This window comes from Pontibacter qinzhouensis (genome assembly GCF_008017455.1).
Classification (GTDB): Bacteria; Bacteroidota; Bacteroidia; order Cytophagales; family Hymenobacteraceae; genus Pontibacter; species Pontibacter qinzhouensis.
This window is the reverse complement of the sequence record NZ_VRTY01000118.1, coordinates 1-16,217: the sequence shown is the minus strand read 5'-3', so window position 1 is coordinate 16,217 and position 16,217 is coordinate 1. Positions and strand designations below refer to the sequence as shown.

Genomic DNA, 16,217 nt, shown 5'->3' with positions numbered 1-16,217 from the left:
CCTGATTCACCTAAAGCTCCGCATTTTCAGTCCGGCCCGCTCCTTTTCCTCCCGGCTATTCACACAGTTTCCGCTGAGTATTTACCTGGGCTGGATCTGTATTGCCACGGTTGCCAACATTAGCGCTACGCTGGTGGGGCTGCAGTGGACGGGTTGGGGTTTTTCGGAAGGTTTTTGGGCGCTGCTGATGCTCTTGGTTGCCACTGCTCTTACTGCCTTTCTGGTGCTGCACCGCCGTAACCCCTATATTGGCCTTGTTACAGTTTGGGCCCTGTATGGCATCAACCTGAAGCACCAGGAGCTAAATCATCCTTCTTCTCCGAACATCATTACGTTTGCCTGGGTTGGAATGGGCTTTCTGATTGTTTTGGTGCTTTTACAAGTTTACAGAAATTATTTACAGCAACGCCGGCAAATTCCTTCTCCTGATTAATATATGAAGGGTTTGTATGATTGAACAATAGCAGGCCATCGTGTAAATGAATTCCTGGGTCTGAATATTTGAAGACTTTTCTATAGGTTCATATTTTGTCCCATGTTCTCTTCATCAGACAACGCAGATTTGGTGAGCAGCTCACGGAGCCTTTCTATATGCACTTTCATTTCGGCAGCACGCTCCTCCTGAATACTGGCCCAGCGCCTGTTCGATTTATGGGGCTCAGATTGTGCCATGTTTAGCAACATATTTCGCCGTTCTTCCAGGGTGCGCATGGCAACCCAAATGGTCTCTTCCAGGGCGCTGGTCATACCCAACAAGAGCGTATCTTGTGTATAAGCGTGGCCGGAGTGGCACCTGAATCTTTTAATTGTTCCTGGCTGTGTTAATTCCTATAAACCGCCACCACAATCGGGGCAACTGTAGGCCGCTCTTGTACCTACACTCTCTAATTCTTCTATGCTGGTCATGGTGCTGTTTTTCATTATGCGTTCTGTCATTTTAGCTTCTTCCCAAATATCGGTAGGTATGGCAACGCCTGCCGGTACAGGTTTGCTAACCAATTGTACCAACAGTTCTCCCATGTCTGCAACTGCCGCTACATGATCTACTTTTACTTGCCGTAGCACATTTTCAGGTAAAAAAGGATACTCAGCATCTTCAGGCATTTGCACAACTGTTCTTCCACCACATCTGGCTACCATCTCCATACCCACTACCCCATCGCTCATAAAGCCGGTAAGAATAATACCTATTACAGCCGTCCGATGATAGGCTGCAGCAGACCGGAACAACGGATCTATAGAAGGCCTGAACTGATTTTCGCGTGCGCCCCGTACTACCAGAACCTGTTTCTCCGTCAGGAGTATGTGCCGGTCAACTGGTGCCATATAAATGGTGGAGGCTTCTATTTCGTCGCCATCTTCAGCCACTTTGCAGGTCAGGCTGGTGTATCGCTTCAACCGATCTACCAGAACCTGAATGGAAGAATCGACGCTGACGTGCTGCACTATAAATACAGGAGAAGGAAAATCAGTTGGTAACTGTGAAATGAGCTTGATTAGTGCCTGCATGCCTCCCGCAGATGTGCCCACAACTACTAAATGCTTATCCTCTACCATTTATGTTATCCTGAATATAATACAAACCAGCATATATGTTTACGGTGGCCGGCCTGCAGAGTTTGGAGAAGCCAGTTTGTACAATTAGCTAACAGAACATAATATTACGTACAAACACGCAATAACAATGAATCAATACTTATTATAAATTTTGGCATATTCTAAGAGAATATAAAGTGGTAAATTGGCGAAAACTTTGGTATAGCAGCAAGCAAATCGTAGTAGAGAGCCCCGTTGCCTTTACTTTTTGAACAACTTTCCAGACATGACAAAAGCAGATAGAACAGATTCCGAAGGATGTGAAAAAGTAAACGCCATGAAAAAGGCTTCGAATGAGCTTTATGTGATCGGAATTGGTGCTTCTGCTGGTGGCTTGCAAGCCCTGGGCGCCCTCTTCAGCCATGTACCGTACGATAGCGTGGCTTATATTATTGTGCAGCATCTTTCGGCGGAGCATCGCAGCTTTCTGAAGGAGCTTTTAAAACCGCACTCTGTTCTGGAAATTTTAGAGGCCCAGCCGAACATGCTGGTCGAGCCGAATAAAGTTTATGTGATTCCGAATAACAAGGAACTCACCATCGAGAATAACTTCCTGCAGCTAAACGATAAAGCCTTACAGGACAGATCAAAGACGATCGATGTGTTTTTTAAGTCTTTAGCAAAGGATAAAGAGCATAGAGCCATAGGCATAATTCTTTCCGGCACAGGAACTGATGGCACAGAGGGTGCGGTGGCCATTAAAAAAGCCGGCGGCATGGTGATGGTGCAAAAACCTGCGAGTGCCAAATTTGATGGTATGCCCCGTAATGCTATAAACACAGGCTATGCCGACTTTATTCTGGAGCCGGCCCTGATGCCCAACGAGATCTTCAATTATATAAAGGTGTCTCCTATTGTAAAAGAGGTGACCGACCTCGTCAATTACGAGACCAAGTCTTCTTTCTTCATGATCCTGGATATGATTCGCAATCGCAGTGGCATCGATTTCAGCAATTACAAAAGGCCAACCATTATCAGGCGCATTAGCAGGCGAATGGCTACCTGCGAGGTTAGCTCCCTGACCGATTACCTCGATTACCTGCACCTGCACCCCAAGGAGATAGAAGTGCTGGGCAAAGAGTTTCTGATTGGCGTTACCAGGTTTTTCAGAGATGAAGAAGCTTACGAAATAATAGCACAGGAAGTAATTCCGGCCCTGGTCGATAAAAAAAGTCGTTCCGAGCAGCTCCGCATCTGGGTAGCAGGTTGCTCTACCGGCGAGGAAGCTTACTCCCTTGCCATACTGATACGGGAGTTCATGGATAAGGTAAAGAAAGAACTGGAGGTAAAGATCTTTGCCTCCGACATAGACCGAGATGCGCTAGAATATGCAGGTAAAGGGCTTTACCAAAAAAAAACCATACAAGGCATGTCGGAGGAGCGGCTGCAGAAAAACTTTGTAAAAGAAGAAGGGAAATACCGCATTTGTCAGCGCGTGCGCCGTATGGTCATTTTTGCCCCGCATAATGTTACCAAAGACCCGCCTTTCAGTAAAATAGACATGGTGAGCTGCCGCAACATGCTCATTTACCTGAACCCGCTGCTTCAGAAAAAAGTAATAGAGAAGTTCCAATATGCTTTGCTGATGGGAGGCTACCTGTTTCTGGGGTCCAGCGAAAGTTTAAGCGACCTGAAGAGCTTTATCGAAGTAAATAAAAAATGGAAGATTTTCAGGAATACGGAGCCTGCCAGGTCGCTCGGCATGGAAAATTTTGCCAGCAATAGCCTGAGCCAAAGATCTGTCAGCAAAACCATACCCGGCATTACCCGCGACCTGACGAGCAGACAGCTTATGCAACAGAATTTTTCGGAACTGCTGAATGAAACGATTCTGAATGAATACGGGGTAGCTGCCGTGTACGTAGACGAGCAATATGAAATTCTGCATGGCGTTGGGCGAATAAAAAACTACCTGTACCTGCCGGAGCAGAATTTTACGTTTAACCTACTTAAACTGGTACCGCATGATCTGGCATCCAACCTCAGCACACTGTTGCGCAAAGCTGCCCGCGACAACCAGAAAGTAGCCGCCAACGGTATTCCGATCCGGAACGATAATGCCATCCGCTACATCAACATCGTAATAAACCCCTACCTGCAGGACAGCAGGTTAAACCAGAAAGCATTGCTGGTGCTATTCAGCGATTCGAAGCCAGAACCAGCTTTTGTATTGCGGCACCAGGGCCAGGCCTTTCTGGACTCGCCGGAGGAAGCCAGGGTGCAGGAGCTTGAAACAGAGCTGCAACATACCAAAGAAGACCTGCAGGCGGTGGTAGAAGAACTGGAGACTTCTAACGAGGAACTGCAGAGTACCAAGGAGGAGCTGCAAAGCACCAACGAAGAATTACAGTCGCTGAACGAAGAGCTCCACACCATTAACACGGAGCACCACGACAAAATTAAAGCCCTGATGGAGCTGGATGATGACCTGAACAACTACTTCAGGAGCACCGACATTGGGCAGATTTTTGTAGACCGTAAACTTATAATCAGGAAATACACACCTGCCGCCGCCCGCCTTATCAACCTGATCGAAAGCGACATTGGCCGCTCTATTTCCCAGATTCCGGATAACCTGCAATACAACAGCCTGATTGAAGATATAAAGACAGTAATTCTTAAAACGTCCACGATCGAAAAGGAAGTGCAGGATAAGCAGGGCCTATGGTACCAGATGCGCATTTTACCATACATTACCCAGGACCGTAAGATAGACGGGGCCATCATCATCTTCATCCATATAAACGAACTCAAGAACCTGCAACTCATGCAGTCAGGTATAATTGACAGCTCGCCAAATGCTATCATTGCCCTGAAAGCTATCCGGAACCATTACGACGATATCATGGACTTCAGGTTAACGGTGGCTAACCTAAAGGTGCAGGAGCTGTTTGGTATGTCAGAAAAGTTATTGCTCGACAGTACCATACTCAAAGTGTGGCCAAACAGTATTAACCAGGGCCTGCTCGACCATCTGGCACAGGTAGTAGAAGAGAAATCCCCACTGGAATTAGAGCAGCAATTACAGTTGAATGGTAACCTGTTCTGGCTGCACATAGTGGCGGTCAAATTTGGAGATGGGCTGGTGCTTACGCTGCACAACATAACGGAGCGAAAACTTTACGAACAGGAGCTAAAAGAACAGCAGAAAATAAACCTTGAAAACGCAGATCGTTCGCGCACTTTGTTGGAGACTGTACCACATATTACCTGGACCAATAAACCAGGAGGCGAAAACATATCGCTCAATGAGGCCTGGTATAACTACACCGGTCTTTCAGTAGAAGAGTCTGCAGGTTGGGGCTGGTCTAAAGCCATACACCCTGACGACTTGAAGGTGTACTTAAAGAAATACGAAAAAGCGCTTGAATTTGGAAAGGTTCTGGATGTACACGCCCGGTTGCTCCGTGGTTCAGATAAAAAGTACCGCACTCACCTGTTAAAAAATGTGCCCATTATGGGAGATGATGGCAAAGTTGAGCTATGGATAGGAACTGCCACCGATATTCAGGATTACAAGGATGCCGAAGAAGCCAACATTCACCTCCGCCTTTCGCAGCATCGGGAGATCTTAAAAGCCATGTTACAGGCACAGGAATCTGAAAGAAAGAATATTTCGGAGGCACTGCACAACGGCCTCGGCCAAACCTTGTATGCAACTAAACTAAACCTGGACCAGTTGAAGCCACAGGCAAAACAAGAGCAACAGATACTATCAAAAATAGATAACCTGCTAAAAGAATCGATTAAGGCTACCCGCGATATATCATTTATTCTAAACCCATCGGTACTCATAGATTTTGGCTTGCAGGATGCACTTAAAGAAATAATTTCACGCATTAGCAGTCCAAAGCTGAAAATAAGACTAAAAGTTAGCGGTTTCGAACAACGCTTAGAGCCATTTGTGGAGCTTTCGATCTTTAGAATAGTTCAGGAACTCATGAACAATATAATCAGGCATGCGCAGGCCACTAAAGCCTCTGTAGATTTACAATGCGAGCAGAACCGGATTACCTTACTTGTGCAGGACAATGGCATCGGTTTCGAAAAGGCGGAACTGATTACCATGAAAGGCATCGGTCTTCGAAGTATTCAGCACAGGCTGGAGTTGCTCGAAGGCACTATTGAAATAGATTCTGAAGCATCTACAGGTTCTCTTATTAAAATAACCTGTAAAATATAACAAAACCACCTTGCTACCCTTGACAACTTTAAAGCAAAAAATCGTTGGAAGGCCAATTTCATTTGAATAATTACTGGTTGCTGATTCTTAAAAGGTCGAATCCTGAAAAGTGAAGATTCAGAGATATAGCAGGGTTAATTTTGGTTCAGAAATTGAAAGAGTTAGCACTTTTAACGTGTATTTAACAAAAGGTGTAGCATCAAAACCTACTTGAATACCTCTTTCAATCAGGTTACTTTCAATTCATGAAAGGGAGTTAACTGATTGCTGTTCCATCATTTGCCTGTCGAAAGACCAGCGGCCGCCACCTTTGAGCAACAGAAAGATACTGCCGAGCAGCATGGCCCAGTCGGTTCGGCTACCGTGCAGCAAAGCCCAGAAGCCTTCCGTTGCCAAAACCTCCGATTTAGTTGTAGCCATCGCCACTACCATTATAACTATAAGCGGAATGCTGGCCAACCGTGTTAGGAGCCCCAGTAACAGCAGGGCACCGCAGGCAATTTCGAAACCGCCTACAAATGCGCCCAGCATATTGGGCGAGGGCAACCCTATTTTCTCAAAACGCCCCGCCCCCCGTACCACCGGAAACAGGAATTTCTGAATTCCTTCCGATAGAAATACGGCTCCCACCATAAAGCGAATGAGGATGGTGGTACGGGCTCTATCGGTTGGGATAATTTTTTCAAACAGGCTTGTCTTCATACATGTATAGATTGGATTTGGGCGTATAGCATTTCAAGGACCTGTAAGAGGCCCCAGCCTTCTCTCTTTTAGCCAATGCAGTGAGTACCTGCCACGAGTTGAGCACCTGCAAAGCAACTAAGTTTCATCTGACAAACTACTTTAACCCACCTAAGCATAACAATGGCTTCAGCGGCACCTGTGCTATCTTTCAAGTTGTTCTAACCACCTATACTTTTACTCCTGACAGGCTTTACCATTGTCTTGCATCCTGTAAAAATAAATAAGAATTGATCATAAACAACAAACAACCGAATATTAGTTAGTTTGCTAAACAAATACCACTGCTCTCCCTTCAAATAGAAGTGCAACTCCAATACCACAAAACAAGCAGCTGAAGAAGTAAATCTGGCAAAGCTAGATTGATACTTATATTTCCATATTGTTTTACAAAGTGTCGGGGGGGCAACAGTCAAATATTGTTTCTAAAGATGTACATATTTTTCTTCCGGAAATTAAGGGACCATCTGTTACAGCTTAGGCCTGATGGTACAACCTATATTTTATCAGCAAAAACACTAGCAAATTGATTAAAAATCTAGGTAAACGTTATAAAAATATTAAATTTATCAACCATTTATTTTATATTTCAAAAATATCAGATTAATTTTGGACTCACTTACTAAACCAATTTTCAAACATATGGCTAAAAGTTTAACGCGTATTCCTTTTTTCTTTTTACTACTAATTGTTATCGTGGCACTGGTTATTCCATCGGCACCAATACCGACGGCCGAGGCTGAAATAGATGCTGCCGATACTGCCTGGATGCTCACCGCTACGGCCCTTGTGCTGATCATGACCCCTGGCCTGGCCTTTTTTTACGGTGGCATGGTGAATAAAAAGAATGTGCTCTCTACGATGTTGCAGAGCTTTATTTGTATGGCAGTGGTAAGCGTTATCTGGATTGTGTATGGGTTTAGCCTTGCTTTCGGGGAGTCGGTTGGTGGAATTTTTGGAAATCCGGCTACATTTTTCATGATGCGCGGTGTTATCGGAGGTACCCCCTGGCCCGGAGCACCCACCATTCCGCTCCTGCTGTTTGCTATGTTTCAGCTCAAGTTTGCCATAATTACGCCTGCACTTATTACAGGTGCCTTTGCCGAACGTATCAATTTTAAATCCTACATCCTCTTTATCTGCCTATTCTTTACCTTTATATACGCGCCGCTGGCGCATGCTACCTGGCACCCTGATGGCCTGCTGATGGGCTTCGGCATACTCGATTTTGCCGGTGGAACCGTGGTGCACATGTCGGCGGGTTTGGCAGCACTGGCATCGGCCATTTTCCTGAAGAAACGATACGACACCAACCATAACCCGGCGCATATTTCATATGTGATGCTCGGTACCGGACTACTCTGGTTCGGCTGGTTCGGCTTTAACTCCGGCTCTGCCATGGGTGCCAGCAGCCTGGCTGTAACTGCACTGGGCACCACCACAACGGCTTCGGCAACGGCAGCGCTTGCCTGGATTTTTTTCGATGCCATGAAAGGTAAAAAGCCTTCGGCTATGGGTACTTGCATTGGCGCAGTGGTGGGCCTGGTAGCCATTACGCCTGCCGCTGGTTTTGTCTCGATACCCCACTCCCTCGTAATTGGAGTTATTGCCTCGGTGGTAAGCAACATGGTGGTTGACTGGCGCACCAGAACTACCCTCGACGATACACTCGATGTTTTTCCGTGCCATGGTGTGGGTGGTATGGTCGGCATGCTGCTGACCGGGGTATTCGCGAGCCAGGCCATTAATCCGGCTATCGAGTTGGGCAATGGTTTAATTTTTGGCGAAACCACCCTGTTTCTGGTGCACGTGGCAGGCTTAGCAGGTGTTTCCTTTTTCGCCTTCTTTGGTTCTATGCTACTCCTGAAAATTACGGATATGATTACAAAACTGCGCGTAACAGAAGCAGAAGAAATTGAAGGCCTCGACTACAGCCAGCATGGCGAAACGCTATAGCGGTAAAGCAGCAGGCTGTTCTTTAAAATGGCGCAAGCGTTCTCGCTCATGTGTACTATTCCATGGCCTCTGGCCGCTGTGAATTAAAAGTAGGTAACAGACTTTTAATTCACAGCGCCAGCTCTCAACAGCAAGAGTGTATGCCGAACCCTCGAAATAAAAAGTGCTTAAACGCTTCTGAAGGCTATTTTCATTAGAATAATTTGTTTGTGGGGCAGCTACTTATTTCTTTTCTCTCTTCACTTCTACTGCTTCATTTTCTGTCATTCAGAAGCAATCTTGTGGGCGAGATCCTTTAGCAAAGGCTCCTGGCTGTAAAGTGCAATTTCGCATAGCTACTTCTCAGCATTATTGCAGAAGTAGGTTATATCCAAGCCTTGGCTAAAAAACCGCGTTAAGGCTTCTGAAGTCCAATTTCATTAGAATAATTGCTCAGCTACGCCAGCTTCAAAATTAGAAGATGTAATTTCCTGTCATGGTAACCTTCCGCCATGAAAAGCCATGGGTCTTAGCTCCTGAGTCCTATATAAAGTTTATGTGGCTGACTAAGATGCATGCTCATCTATTGCCTTTAATTCATAATTTTGAGATTCTGTTTTGGTGAAGGCCAATTTCCAGACAGAAACGTTGAGGCAACTAACCACTAACTATGAAAACGTACCGATCATTTCTGCAGCTGGTCTGGGATGCCGTAAAGGGCAAAGAGCAGGATTACACCACCCTGGGCATAAAACAAGGCATTGTTTTGCTGGCCATCCCGATGATTCTGGAAATGCTCATGGAGTCGATGTTCGCAGTGGTCGATATTTTTTTCGTGGGCAGACTCGGAGCAAATGCACTCGCAACGGTGGGGCTTACTGAGTCTATTCTCATGATAATTTACGCGGTGGGCATGGGCATTAGTATTGCAGCCACTGCCATGATCTCGCGCAGGTTCGGTGAGAAAAACTACCAGGAGGCAGGTACTGTTAATTTCCAGTTGCTGGTTACCGGCGCGTTTCTGGCCTTGCTGATGGGCGGGCTGGCTACCTACTTTGCCCGCGACATACTGATGCTGATGGGAGCCTCTGCTGAGGTAATAGAAACCGGCCTGACTTATACCCGGATTATTTTTGCAGGCAATTTAGCCATCATCATGCTTTTCCTGATAAACGGCGCATTTAGGGGAGCAGGTTTGCCACACCTGGCTATGCGTGCCCTCTGGATTGCCAATGGAGCTAACATTGTACTGGACCCTCTTCTGATTTTTGGGGTGGGTAACATAGCAGGGCTGGGATTAGAGGGAGCAGCCTGGGCCACCACCGCTGGCCGCAGCATAGGCGTATTGTACCAGCTCTACCACCTTTTCAATGGCAAGCACCTGCTCAAAATTACGCGGCAAAACGTGGTCATAAATCTGGCTGTTATCTGGCGCATTCTCAAGGTTTCTTCAGGAGGCGTGGGCCAATACCTGATAGACTCTGCCAGCTGGATTTTTCTGACCCGCCTGATTGCAGAGTTTGGCAGCAATGCACTTGCCGGCTACACCATCGCCTTCCGGTTAATTGTGTTTACGCTGCTGCCTGCCTGGGGCTTATCGTCGGCTGCTGCCACACTTGTAGGGCAGAACCTGGGAGCACAGAAAGCCAAACGCGCAGAACTGGCAGTTTGGCTAACAGCACGCTACAATGTTATTTTTATGGCGGCCGCAACCGCTGTTTTCCTGCTTTTCGGCGACAAGCTCTCTGCCCTGTTCAGCAACGATCCGGAAGTAATCCGAATTTCTTCGCAGGCCTTAGCCATTATAACCCTTGGCTACATCTTTTTCGGGTTGGGTATGGTAATGGTGCAGGCTTTTAACGGTGCCGGCGACACTCGTACCCCTGCCCTGATTAATATCGGGGTGCTCTGGGTAATTGAAATACCGCTCGCCTACTTTTTAGCTATAACCATGGAGCTAAACGCCACAGGTATATTTGTAGCCATTGCCTTTTGCCACTCCTTCCATGCCCTGGTGAGTTGGTGGCTCTTCCGGAAAGGCACCTGGAAAACAACAAAAATTTAGGCGGCTGCATTGCGTTAAAATTTAAATTTACAGGATAACTTTAACCATTCTCTTCTATCTTTACACCCTACACAAACCACCATACACATGTACACAGGACTACAACATTTACACTCTTACATGGCCTACCTGGTGCTACTGGGGCTCCTTATAAGCCTTGGCGCTGCGTTGGCTGGGCTGTTCGGCAACAAAACTTTTACCGATAAAGACCGCAAACTGGGTCTTATTGGCTTAATAACCACGCACCTGCAGATCGTGTTCGGCCTGATTCTGTATTTCGTTTCGCCTCTGGGTGTTTCTAATTTCTCTGGTGATTCTATGAAAGACTCTGTTTCCAGGCTTTACATGCTGGAGCACCCGCTTACTATGGTGATTGCCGTGGTACTGGTAACCATCGGGTATTCTAAAGCGAAACGCCTGATTGGGCAGGGCAGTGCCGGTTTTAAAAGCATCGCTATATTCTATGCTATCGCTCTGATCCTAATCCTGGTGCGCATCCCCTGGATCTCCTGGCCAGGCAACTAAACCGGCCTTGTTCTTTAGCTACTTCGTCAAAAGCCTCCCTACTAACCGGGAGGCTTTTTTTATGGCTGCTGCTCTGGTATGGGACACAGGACGCAAAACACAGGACAGAAGACTTTTTTCAGGATCCGGAAGAGCATTTATCCGATTTCACTGGGATCAATTCCGGGATGGTAGGCATTCTATTTGGGCATTCGGCAAAGGGTATATCATCCGGCAATTATTTGGCCCTTACCTCTCTCTTTTTGTGGTCTGATATTTCGCCGGCGACCGTGAGCAAGTACCTTCTATCCGGCAGCTGTTTTCACAACCTCCAGGCTGGTTTATCCGCTATAATGCTTTATGAAACAAGACCAAGAACTGCGCGACCACCTGACAAAGCTTATGCGCTGTGGACAAGCTTTTATGCCACTGCCTGAGGTGTTGCAGAACATTAAAGCGGCTGATGCGGGTAAAACAGTGAAGAACCTCCCCTACACCCTCTGGAAGCTGATAGAACACCTGCGCATTGCGCTTTACGACATCCTGGAGTTTAGCCGGAACCCGGAGTACCAGTCGCCGGAATGGCCGGATGGTTACTGGCCGGAAGAGTACGCGCCTGCTGACCAGGCTGCCCTGGATGCCAGCATCAAGGCCATAAAAGAAGGCATTGAAACCATGGTACAGCTCGTGCAGGATCCTGAAAACGATTTGTTCGAGCCCTTTCCGCACGGAGACGGCCAAACCCTCCTTCGCGAGGCCCTCCTGGTAGCCGAACACAATGCCTACCACCTCGGCGAAATCGTCGTGTTTAAAAGACTGCTGGGGATGTGGGATAAGGAGTAAGTAGATTGGGGTTTTAGATGATGATATCGTTTATCATAGAAGGCAGAGCCACACGGCCAGAGGCCGTGGAATAATAAACACGAGCCAGGAGGCTCGCGCTATGGTCATGACTTTTTATAATCTATCATGGCGCGAGCGTCCTCGCTCGTGACTTTTATTCCGCGGCCTCTGGCCGCACAGATCTTAAACTTCTGAAACCCGAGAGTGTTAAAGCATTTTATATCAGCAACTTTCATAGTTTGAGTTTAGAGTTCTTCAAAAATTTAAGCTACTGCAAAAGGTATGTCAGAGAAATACAAGATATATAAAGGAGGTTTATTTTTTGTAACACTGACAGTAGTAGGTTGGATTGATATTTTTACCAGAAGAGAATACGCAGAGGAAATCGTTCACAACCTTAACTATTGTAGCAACAAAAAAGGACTGGAGATTTACAGCTTCTGTCTAATGCCAAGCCACCTGCATATGATCTGTTCGGCTGGTGAAGGAAACCTCAGCAACATTTTACGTGACTTTAAAAGTTATACCTCCAAAAGACTTCTGAAATTAGTAGAGGAGCACCCCCAGGAAAGCCGGAAAGAATGGCTGCTTTACCTTTTTAAATACTTCAGCACCTCCAACAGCCACAACAGTAATTTACAGTTTTGGCAACAGCACAATCACCCTATCGATCTATATAACCCAAATATTCTGAAGCAAAAACAGGAATACATCCTCATGAACCCCGTAATGGCCAGGCTTGTAACCGAACCACAATACTATACCTGGAGCAGCGCCAACCCAGATTGCAGTGTGGCTCTGGCAGAGTGGTAGTTAAGGGCGTAGCTATTGCAGAGCAGCACTAGCTGCAGAAGGCTGATTTCATTAGCATAATTTTTTTTCTTAGTATGCAATTCTATTCCAGCTTTACCTTTGTTCCGTAGCTGCTTTGCTCATTTATAAAGCACACTTTGTTTGTATAGCGGCCAGAGGCCGCGGAATAAAAGTCACGAGCGAAGACACTCGCGCCATGGTACGTTATAGAAAGTCATAACCATAGCGCGAGCCTCCTGGCTCGTGTTTATTATTCCGCGGCCTCTGGCCGTGTAACCACTACCTACCTTTTTTAATCTATGCCACAGATCCTTATTCTTCACTCCCCCCTCTCCCACTTCACCTCCGGGAACACCGCCTCCAGCTGCCGCTTGATTACCCGGTAATTTCCTTTCCAGAAAGAGGCCAGATCCGATACAGTGGTGATAAGCTTCAGATCGGGGGTGAGCAGGTGGAGTTCTACGGCTATTTCACCTGCTGCCACGTGGGGCTGCTCCTGCCAACTCAGTATGTCCTGGAGACGAATCTCTAGCTTTGGCTGCGAACCGTCCGGCTGGTACTGCAGCTCGATGGTGGAGCCATCCGGAAGCGGCAATGCAGCCGGAGCCAATACCTCCAACTGCGCCAGCTTCTCTTCGTCGAGGTACTGCTGCAGGATCGGGAGCAACTCTATTTCCATCAGCTCGTCAGGGGCCTCTATGTCCGGGAGGTAAGGCCGCAGCCAGTCCCAGTTGGTCATGAGCAGCGTGGAGGTGCTTACGTCGGGCCAGCTTTCCTGTGGGCGCCATTTGCGGAGGCTCAGCACGCGGTGCTGCCATTGGGTAACCTCCTCATTGAAGTCCAGCAGGTGCTCGCCTTCGACTTTAATGGCTTCGGAGATAGCCGGTAGCCGGTGCTTTTCGTCGGGTGGCGGAAGTGGTTTGCTTTGCAGCACAATGCTGCCGATGCGCGTGTCGAGAGTGGCGGTTAGTTCCCCATCGTTCACATCCCAATGGTAACTTTCCTGCTGCTTTACGAGCGGGGCCAGGTCTTTGGGGTTGAGCGGTGAGGCCAGGAAAACACGGCCCGGATTGTCGCTTCCGCCGGCATGCAGGTGCGCGATGGCAAGCCAGGGCTCGTGCGCCAGGTCGTCGCGGTGGCCAGCGGAGGCGTATTTGCCGTTGGCCAGCTGGAACTGCGCGTTGTTGCCAGGGCGGGCGTAGGCAATGCGCTCGGGGTAGCAGTGCGCCAGCAGCACGCCGGTTTCAAATTCATCGTAGGGGCTGTTGTCGGGTTCTATGCTGAAGAGGCTGCGGTACGAGCGGGCCACTTTCTCTATCTTGCCGAAACGCTTGCCTTGCCCCTGCTCCTTCCGGTAACGGCGCAAGGCTTCTATTCTTAAATTAATGTCGATGCCAGCGTTGCGGTCCAGCGGGTCGCGCTCTTCCAGGATGGCGGCAATATCGGAGGCCAGCGCTACCTGGTCGGCTTCTTCGGCTTTGAGCAGCATGTGCGCGATGCGCGGGTGGCAGGGCAGCGCGTGCATCTTTTTGCCATGCTCGGTTATGCGGCCATGCTCCAGCGCCTGCAGCTGGTGCAGCATGTCGGTAGCATATTGCAGGGCCGCGCGCGGTGGCGGGTTGAGCCAGGTCAGGCCACGGATATCCATAATGCCCCACTGCGCCATATCCAGCACCAGCGAGGAAAGGTCTGCTTCCAGTATTTCGGGGGTGCGGTGCGGGGCCATGCGCTCATGGGTGGTTTTGCTCCACATGCGGTAGGCGGTGCCGGGGCCCAGACGACCGGCCCGGCCGGCTCGCTGGTCGGCGGCGTCTTTGGAGATGCGCACCGTCTCCAGCCGCGACAAACCCGACTTAGCATCGAAGCGGGAGGTTTTGCCGAAGCCGGTATCGACCACCACCGAAATGCCCTCTATGGTGAGGCTGGTTTCGGCGATGCTGGTGGCCAGCACTACTTTGCGTTTGCCGTTACGGTCGGGCATAATGGCGGCGTACTGCTTGTTAAAAGGCAGCATCCCAAACAAGGGATGTATGGCAACACCCCGCAGCTGTCGGCGCAGGAGCTCCTCTACTTTCCGGATGTCGTTTTCGCCGGGCAGAAACACCAGGATATCGCCTTGCTGCTCCTTCGCTGCCTGCTGCACGACCTTGGCTGTTAGTTCGGGCAGCATGCGGTCGTCGGCGTCGCCGGTGTAGATGGTTTCGATGGGGTATTGCCGCCCCATGCTTTGCGCCACCGGGGCCTTGAGCAGGCTCGTGAGCTGCGGCATATCCAGCGTGGCCGACATCACCAGGATGCGCAGGTCCGGGCGCAGCGTGTGCTGCGCTTCCCGGCTCAGGGCCATGGCGAGATCGGCATGGATGCTGCGCTCATGGAATTCATCGAAGATCACGATGCCCACGCCTGTAAGGGAGCGGTCGCTGTGGATCATGCGGGTGAGGATGCCTTCGGTTACAACCTCGATGCGGGTGCGCTCCGAAATACGGGTCTCGAAGCGGATGCGGTAGCCGACGGTCTGGCCTACCTCCTCGCCCAGCAGCTGCGCCAGGCGCTCGGCAATGGTTTTGGCCGCCAGCCGCCTGGGCTCCAGCATGATGATCTTCTGGCCCTGCAGCCAAGCCTCGTCCAGCAAAGCCAGCGGCAGCAAAGTGCTTTTGCCGGCTCCGGGAGGGGCGTTTACAATCAGCGTGTTCTGGGCTAACAGATGTTCTCTGACAGCAGGTATGATTTCCCGAACGGGGAGGTCTATGGTGAATGGGTTGAAGGGCAAGATTATATGTTTAGTGTAGACTTTAACGAAATTTTGATTTATATCTTTAGACAAAGATATTTGGATAATAAATAGGTTACTTCGCAAAAGCTGCCATCTTAACTATTAAGTTCAGAGATTAATAATCAGCGTATCTACTTAAAAGACATTTCTAATCTTCATTTAACTAATCTTAAATTTTATATTTATATTTATCAATATATTCAATATGCATTATCTTGGAGAGGGAAATTAAAGCATTAACTGTAGGCAAATTTTTTGAAAAAAGCTTTAGATTAAAGTCTATAGCAAAAGTCTATAGTGCCAAACATTCTCTTAAAGATAGTAAAGGTATAGATAAAATTGGGTCAGCTAAATTTGAACCTAGAAAAACTGAGCATTTTAAAATCATACAAAAAAAGTGCCTGAATAGCAGTTATAAATTTTCCCCCTATTTAGAAAAACTTAAAGTTAAAGGAAAGAATAAGCACCCTAGAGTTATTTCAATTGCGACAATTAGAGACAAAGTAGTCTTATCACTTTTGAAGGAAACCCTTCATCATGCATTTCCTGAATGTATCAACAGTAAGTTACCAAACAGCTATATACGTGAGATTAACAGCTTTACCTTTCCGACAACAAATGATAAGGTAAAGTTTTTAAAAGTTGATATTGAGAAGTTTTTCGACTCGATAAAACATGATGAGTTAATAATAGCATAGGAGTTACGCAGACTTCTATGGTTTCGTATAATCTTATAAAAAAGCCATGGAATCTGCCCAGTATAT

At 47.9% G+C, this 16,217-nt stretch carries 12 protein-coding genes; 8 read left to right on the top strand and 4 right to left on the bottom strand.

All coding sequences use genetic code 11. From position 1 onward, the window contains the following. Positions 1–433: TspO-related membrane protein (locus FVR03_RS24575; protein ID WP_500797024.1), on the top strand; the 433-nt coding region annotated here is incomplete at its 5' end. Positions 434–513: 80 nt separating this feature from the next. On the opposite strand, the gene FVR03_RS21210 is transcribed toward FVR03_RS24575, so the two are convergent. Together FVR03_RS21210 and FVR03_RS21205 are read right to left on the bottom strand one after the other, a co-directional pair. Beyond that, the gene (locus tag FVR03_RS21210; RefSeq protein ID WP_147923781.1) at positions 514–747 is read right to left on the bottom strand and encodes a hypothetical protein; all 234 of its coding nucleotides are present in this window, start codon (positions 745–747) and stop codon (positions 514–516) included. Positions 748–828: 81 nt separating this feature from the next. Continuing rightward, positions 829–1,557 carry a chemotaxis protein CheB gene (locus FVR03_RS21205; RefSeq protein ID WP_147923780.1) on the bottom strand — a complete coding sequence of 243 codons (729 nt, stop codon included), beginning with the start codon at positions 1,555–1,557 and terminating at the stop codon, positions 829–831. A gap of 265 nt (positions 1,558–1,822) precedes the next feature. Here FVR03_RS21205 and FVR03_RS21200 point away from each other — a divergent pair, with 265 nt between their 5' ends. Beyond that, the gene (locus tag FVR03_RS21200) at positions 1,823–5,779 is read left to right on the top strand and encodes a CheR family methyltransferase (RefSeq protein WP_147923779.1); all 3,957 of its coding nucleotides are present in this window, start codon (positions 1,823–1,825) and stop codon (positions 5,777–5,779) included. Positions 5,780–6,022: 243 nt separating this feature from the next. On the opposite strand, the gene FVR03_RS21195 is transcribed toward FVR03_RS21200, so the two are convergent. Further along, complete coding sequence (locus tag FVR03_RS21195) at positions 6,023–6,481, bottom strand: DoxX family protein (RefSeq protein WP_255474340.1); 459 nt, start codon at positions 6,479–6,481, stop codon at positions 6,023–6,025. 681 nt (positions 6,482–7,162) lie between these two features. Here FVR03_RS21195 and FVR03_RS21190 point away from each other — a divergent pair. The 5 genes from FVR03_RS21190 to FVR03_RS21170 all read left to right on the top strand — a co-directional run bounded on the left by FVR03_RS21190 (position 7,163) and on the right by FVR03_RS21170 (position 12,680). Next, positions 7,163–8,476 carry an ammonium transporter gene (locus tag FVR03_RS21190; RefSeq protein ID WP_147923778.1) on the top strand — a complete coding sequence of 438 codons (1,314 nt, stop codon included), beginning with the start codon at positions 7,163–7,165 and terminating at the stop codon, positions 8,474–8,476. Positions 8,477–9,125: 649 nt separating this feature from the next. After that, positions 9,126–10,520 carry an MATE family efflux transporter gene (locus tag FVR03_RS21185; protein ID WP_147923777.1) on the top strand — a complete coding sequence of 465 codons (1,395 nt, stop codon included), beginning with the start codon at positions 9,126–9,128 and terminating at the stop codon, positions 10,518–10,520. Between the two features lie 87 nt (positions 10,521–10,607). Beyond that, complete coding sequence (locus tag FVR03_RS21180; RefSeq protein WP_147923776.1) at positions 10,608–11,045, top strand: hypothetical protein; 438 nt, start codon at positions 10,608–10,610, stop codon at positions 11,043–11,045. A gap of 339 nt (positions 11,046–11,384) precedes the next feature. Beyond that, the gene (locus FVR03_RS21175; protein WP_147923775.1) at positions 11,385–11,867 is read left to right on the top strand and encodes a DinB family protein; all 483 of its coding nucleotides are present in this window, start codon (positions 11,385–11,387) and stop codon (positions 11,865–11,867) included. Between the two features lie 282 nt (positions 11,868–12,149). Beyond that, entirely contained in the window at positions 12,150–12,680 is a 531-nt protein-coding gene (locus FVR03_RS21170) for an REP-associated tyrosine transposase (protein WP_147923774.1), read from the top strand. 319 nt (positions 12,681–12,999) lie between these two features. Here the strand turns inward: FVR03_RS21170 and hrpB are convergent, their stop codons facing one another. Then, positions 13,000–15,450, bottom strand: coding sequence for an ATP-dependent helicase HrpB (hrpB, locus tag FVR03_RS21165; protein WP_147923773.1), 2,451 nt, complete (start codon positions 15,448–15,450; stop codon positions 13,000–13,002). 218 nt (positions 15,451–15,668) lie between these two features. Between hrpB and FVR03_RS21160 the strand changes: the two genes are divergently transcribed. Next, the gene (locus tag FVR03_RS21160) at positions 15,669–16,151 is read left to right on the top strand and encodes a reverse transcriptase family protein (RefSeq protein ID WP_147923772.1); all 483 of its coding nucleotides are present in this window, start codon (positions 15,669–15,671) and stop codon (positions 16,149–16,151) included. The last annotated feature ends 66 nt before the right edge of the window (positions 16,152–16,217 follow it).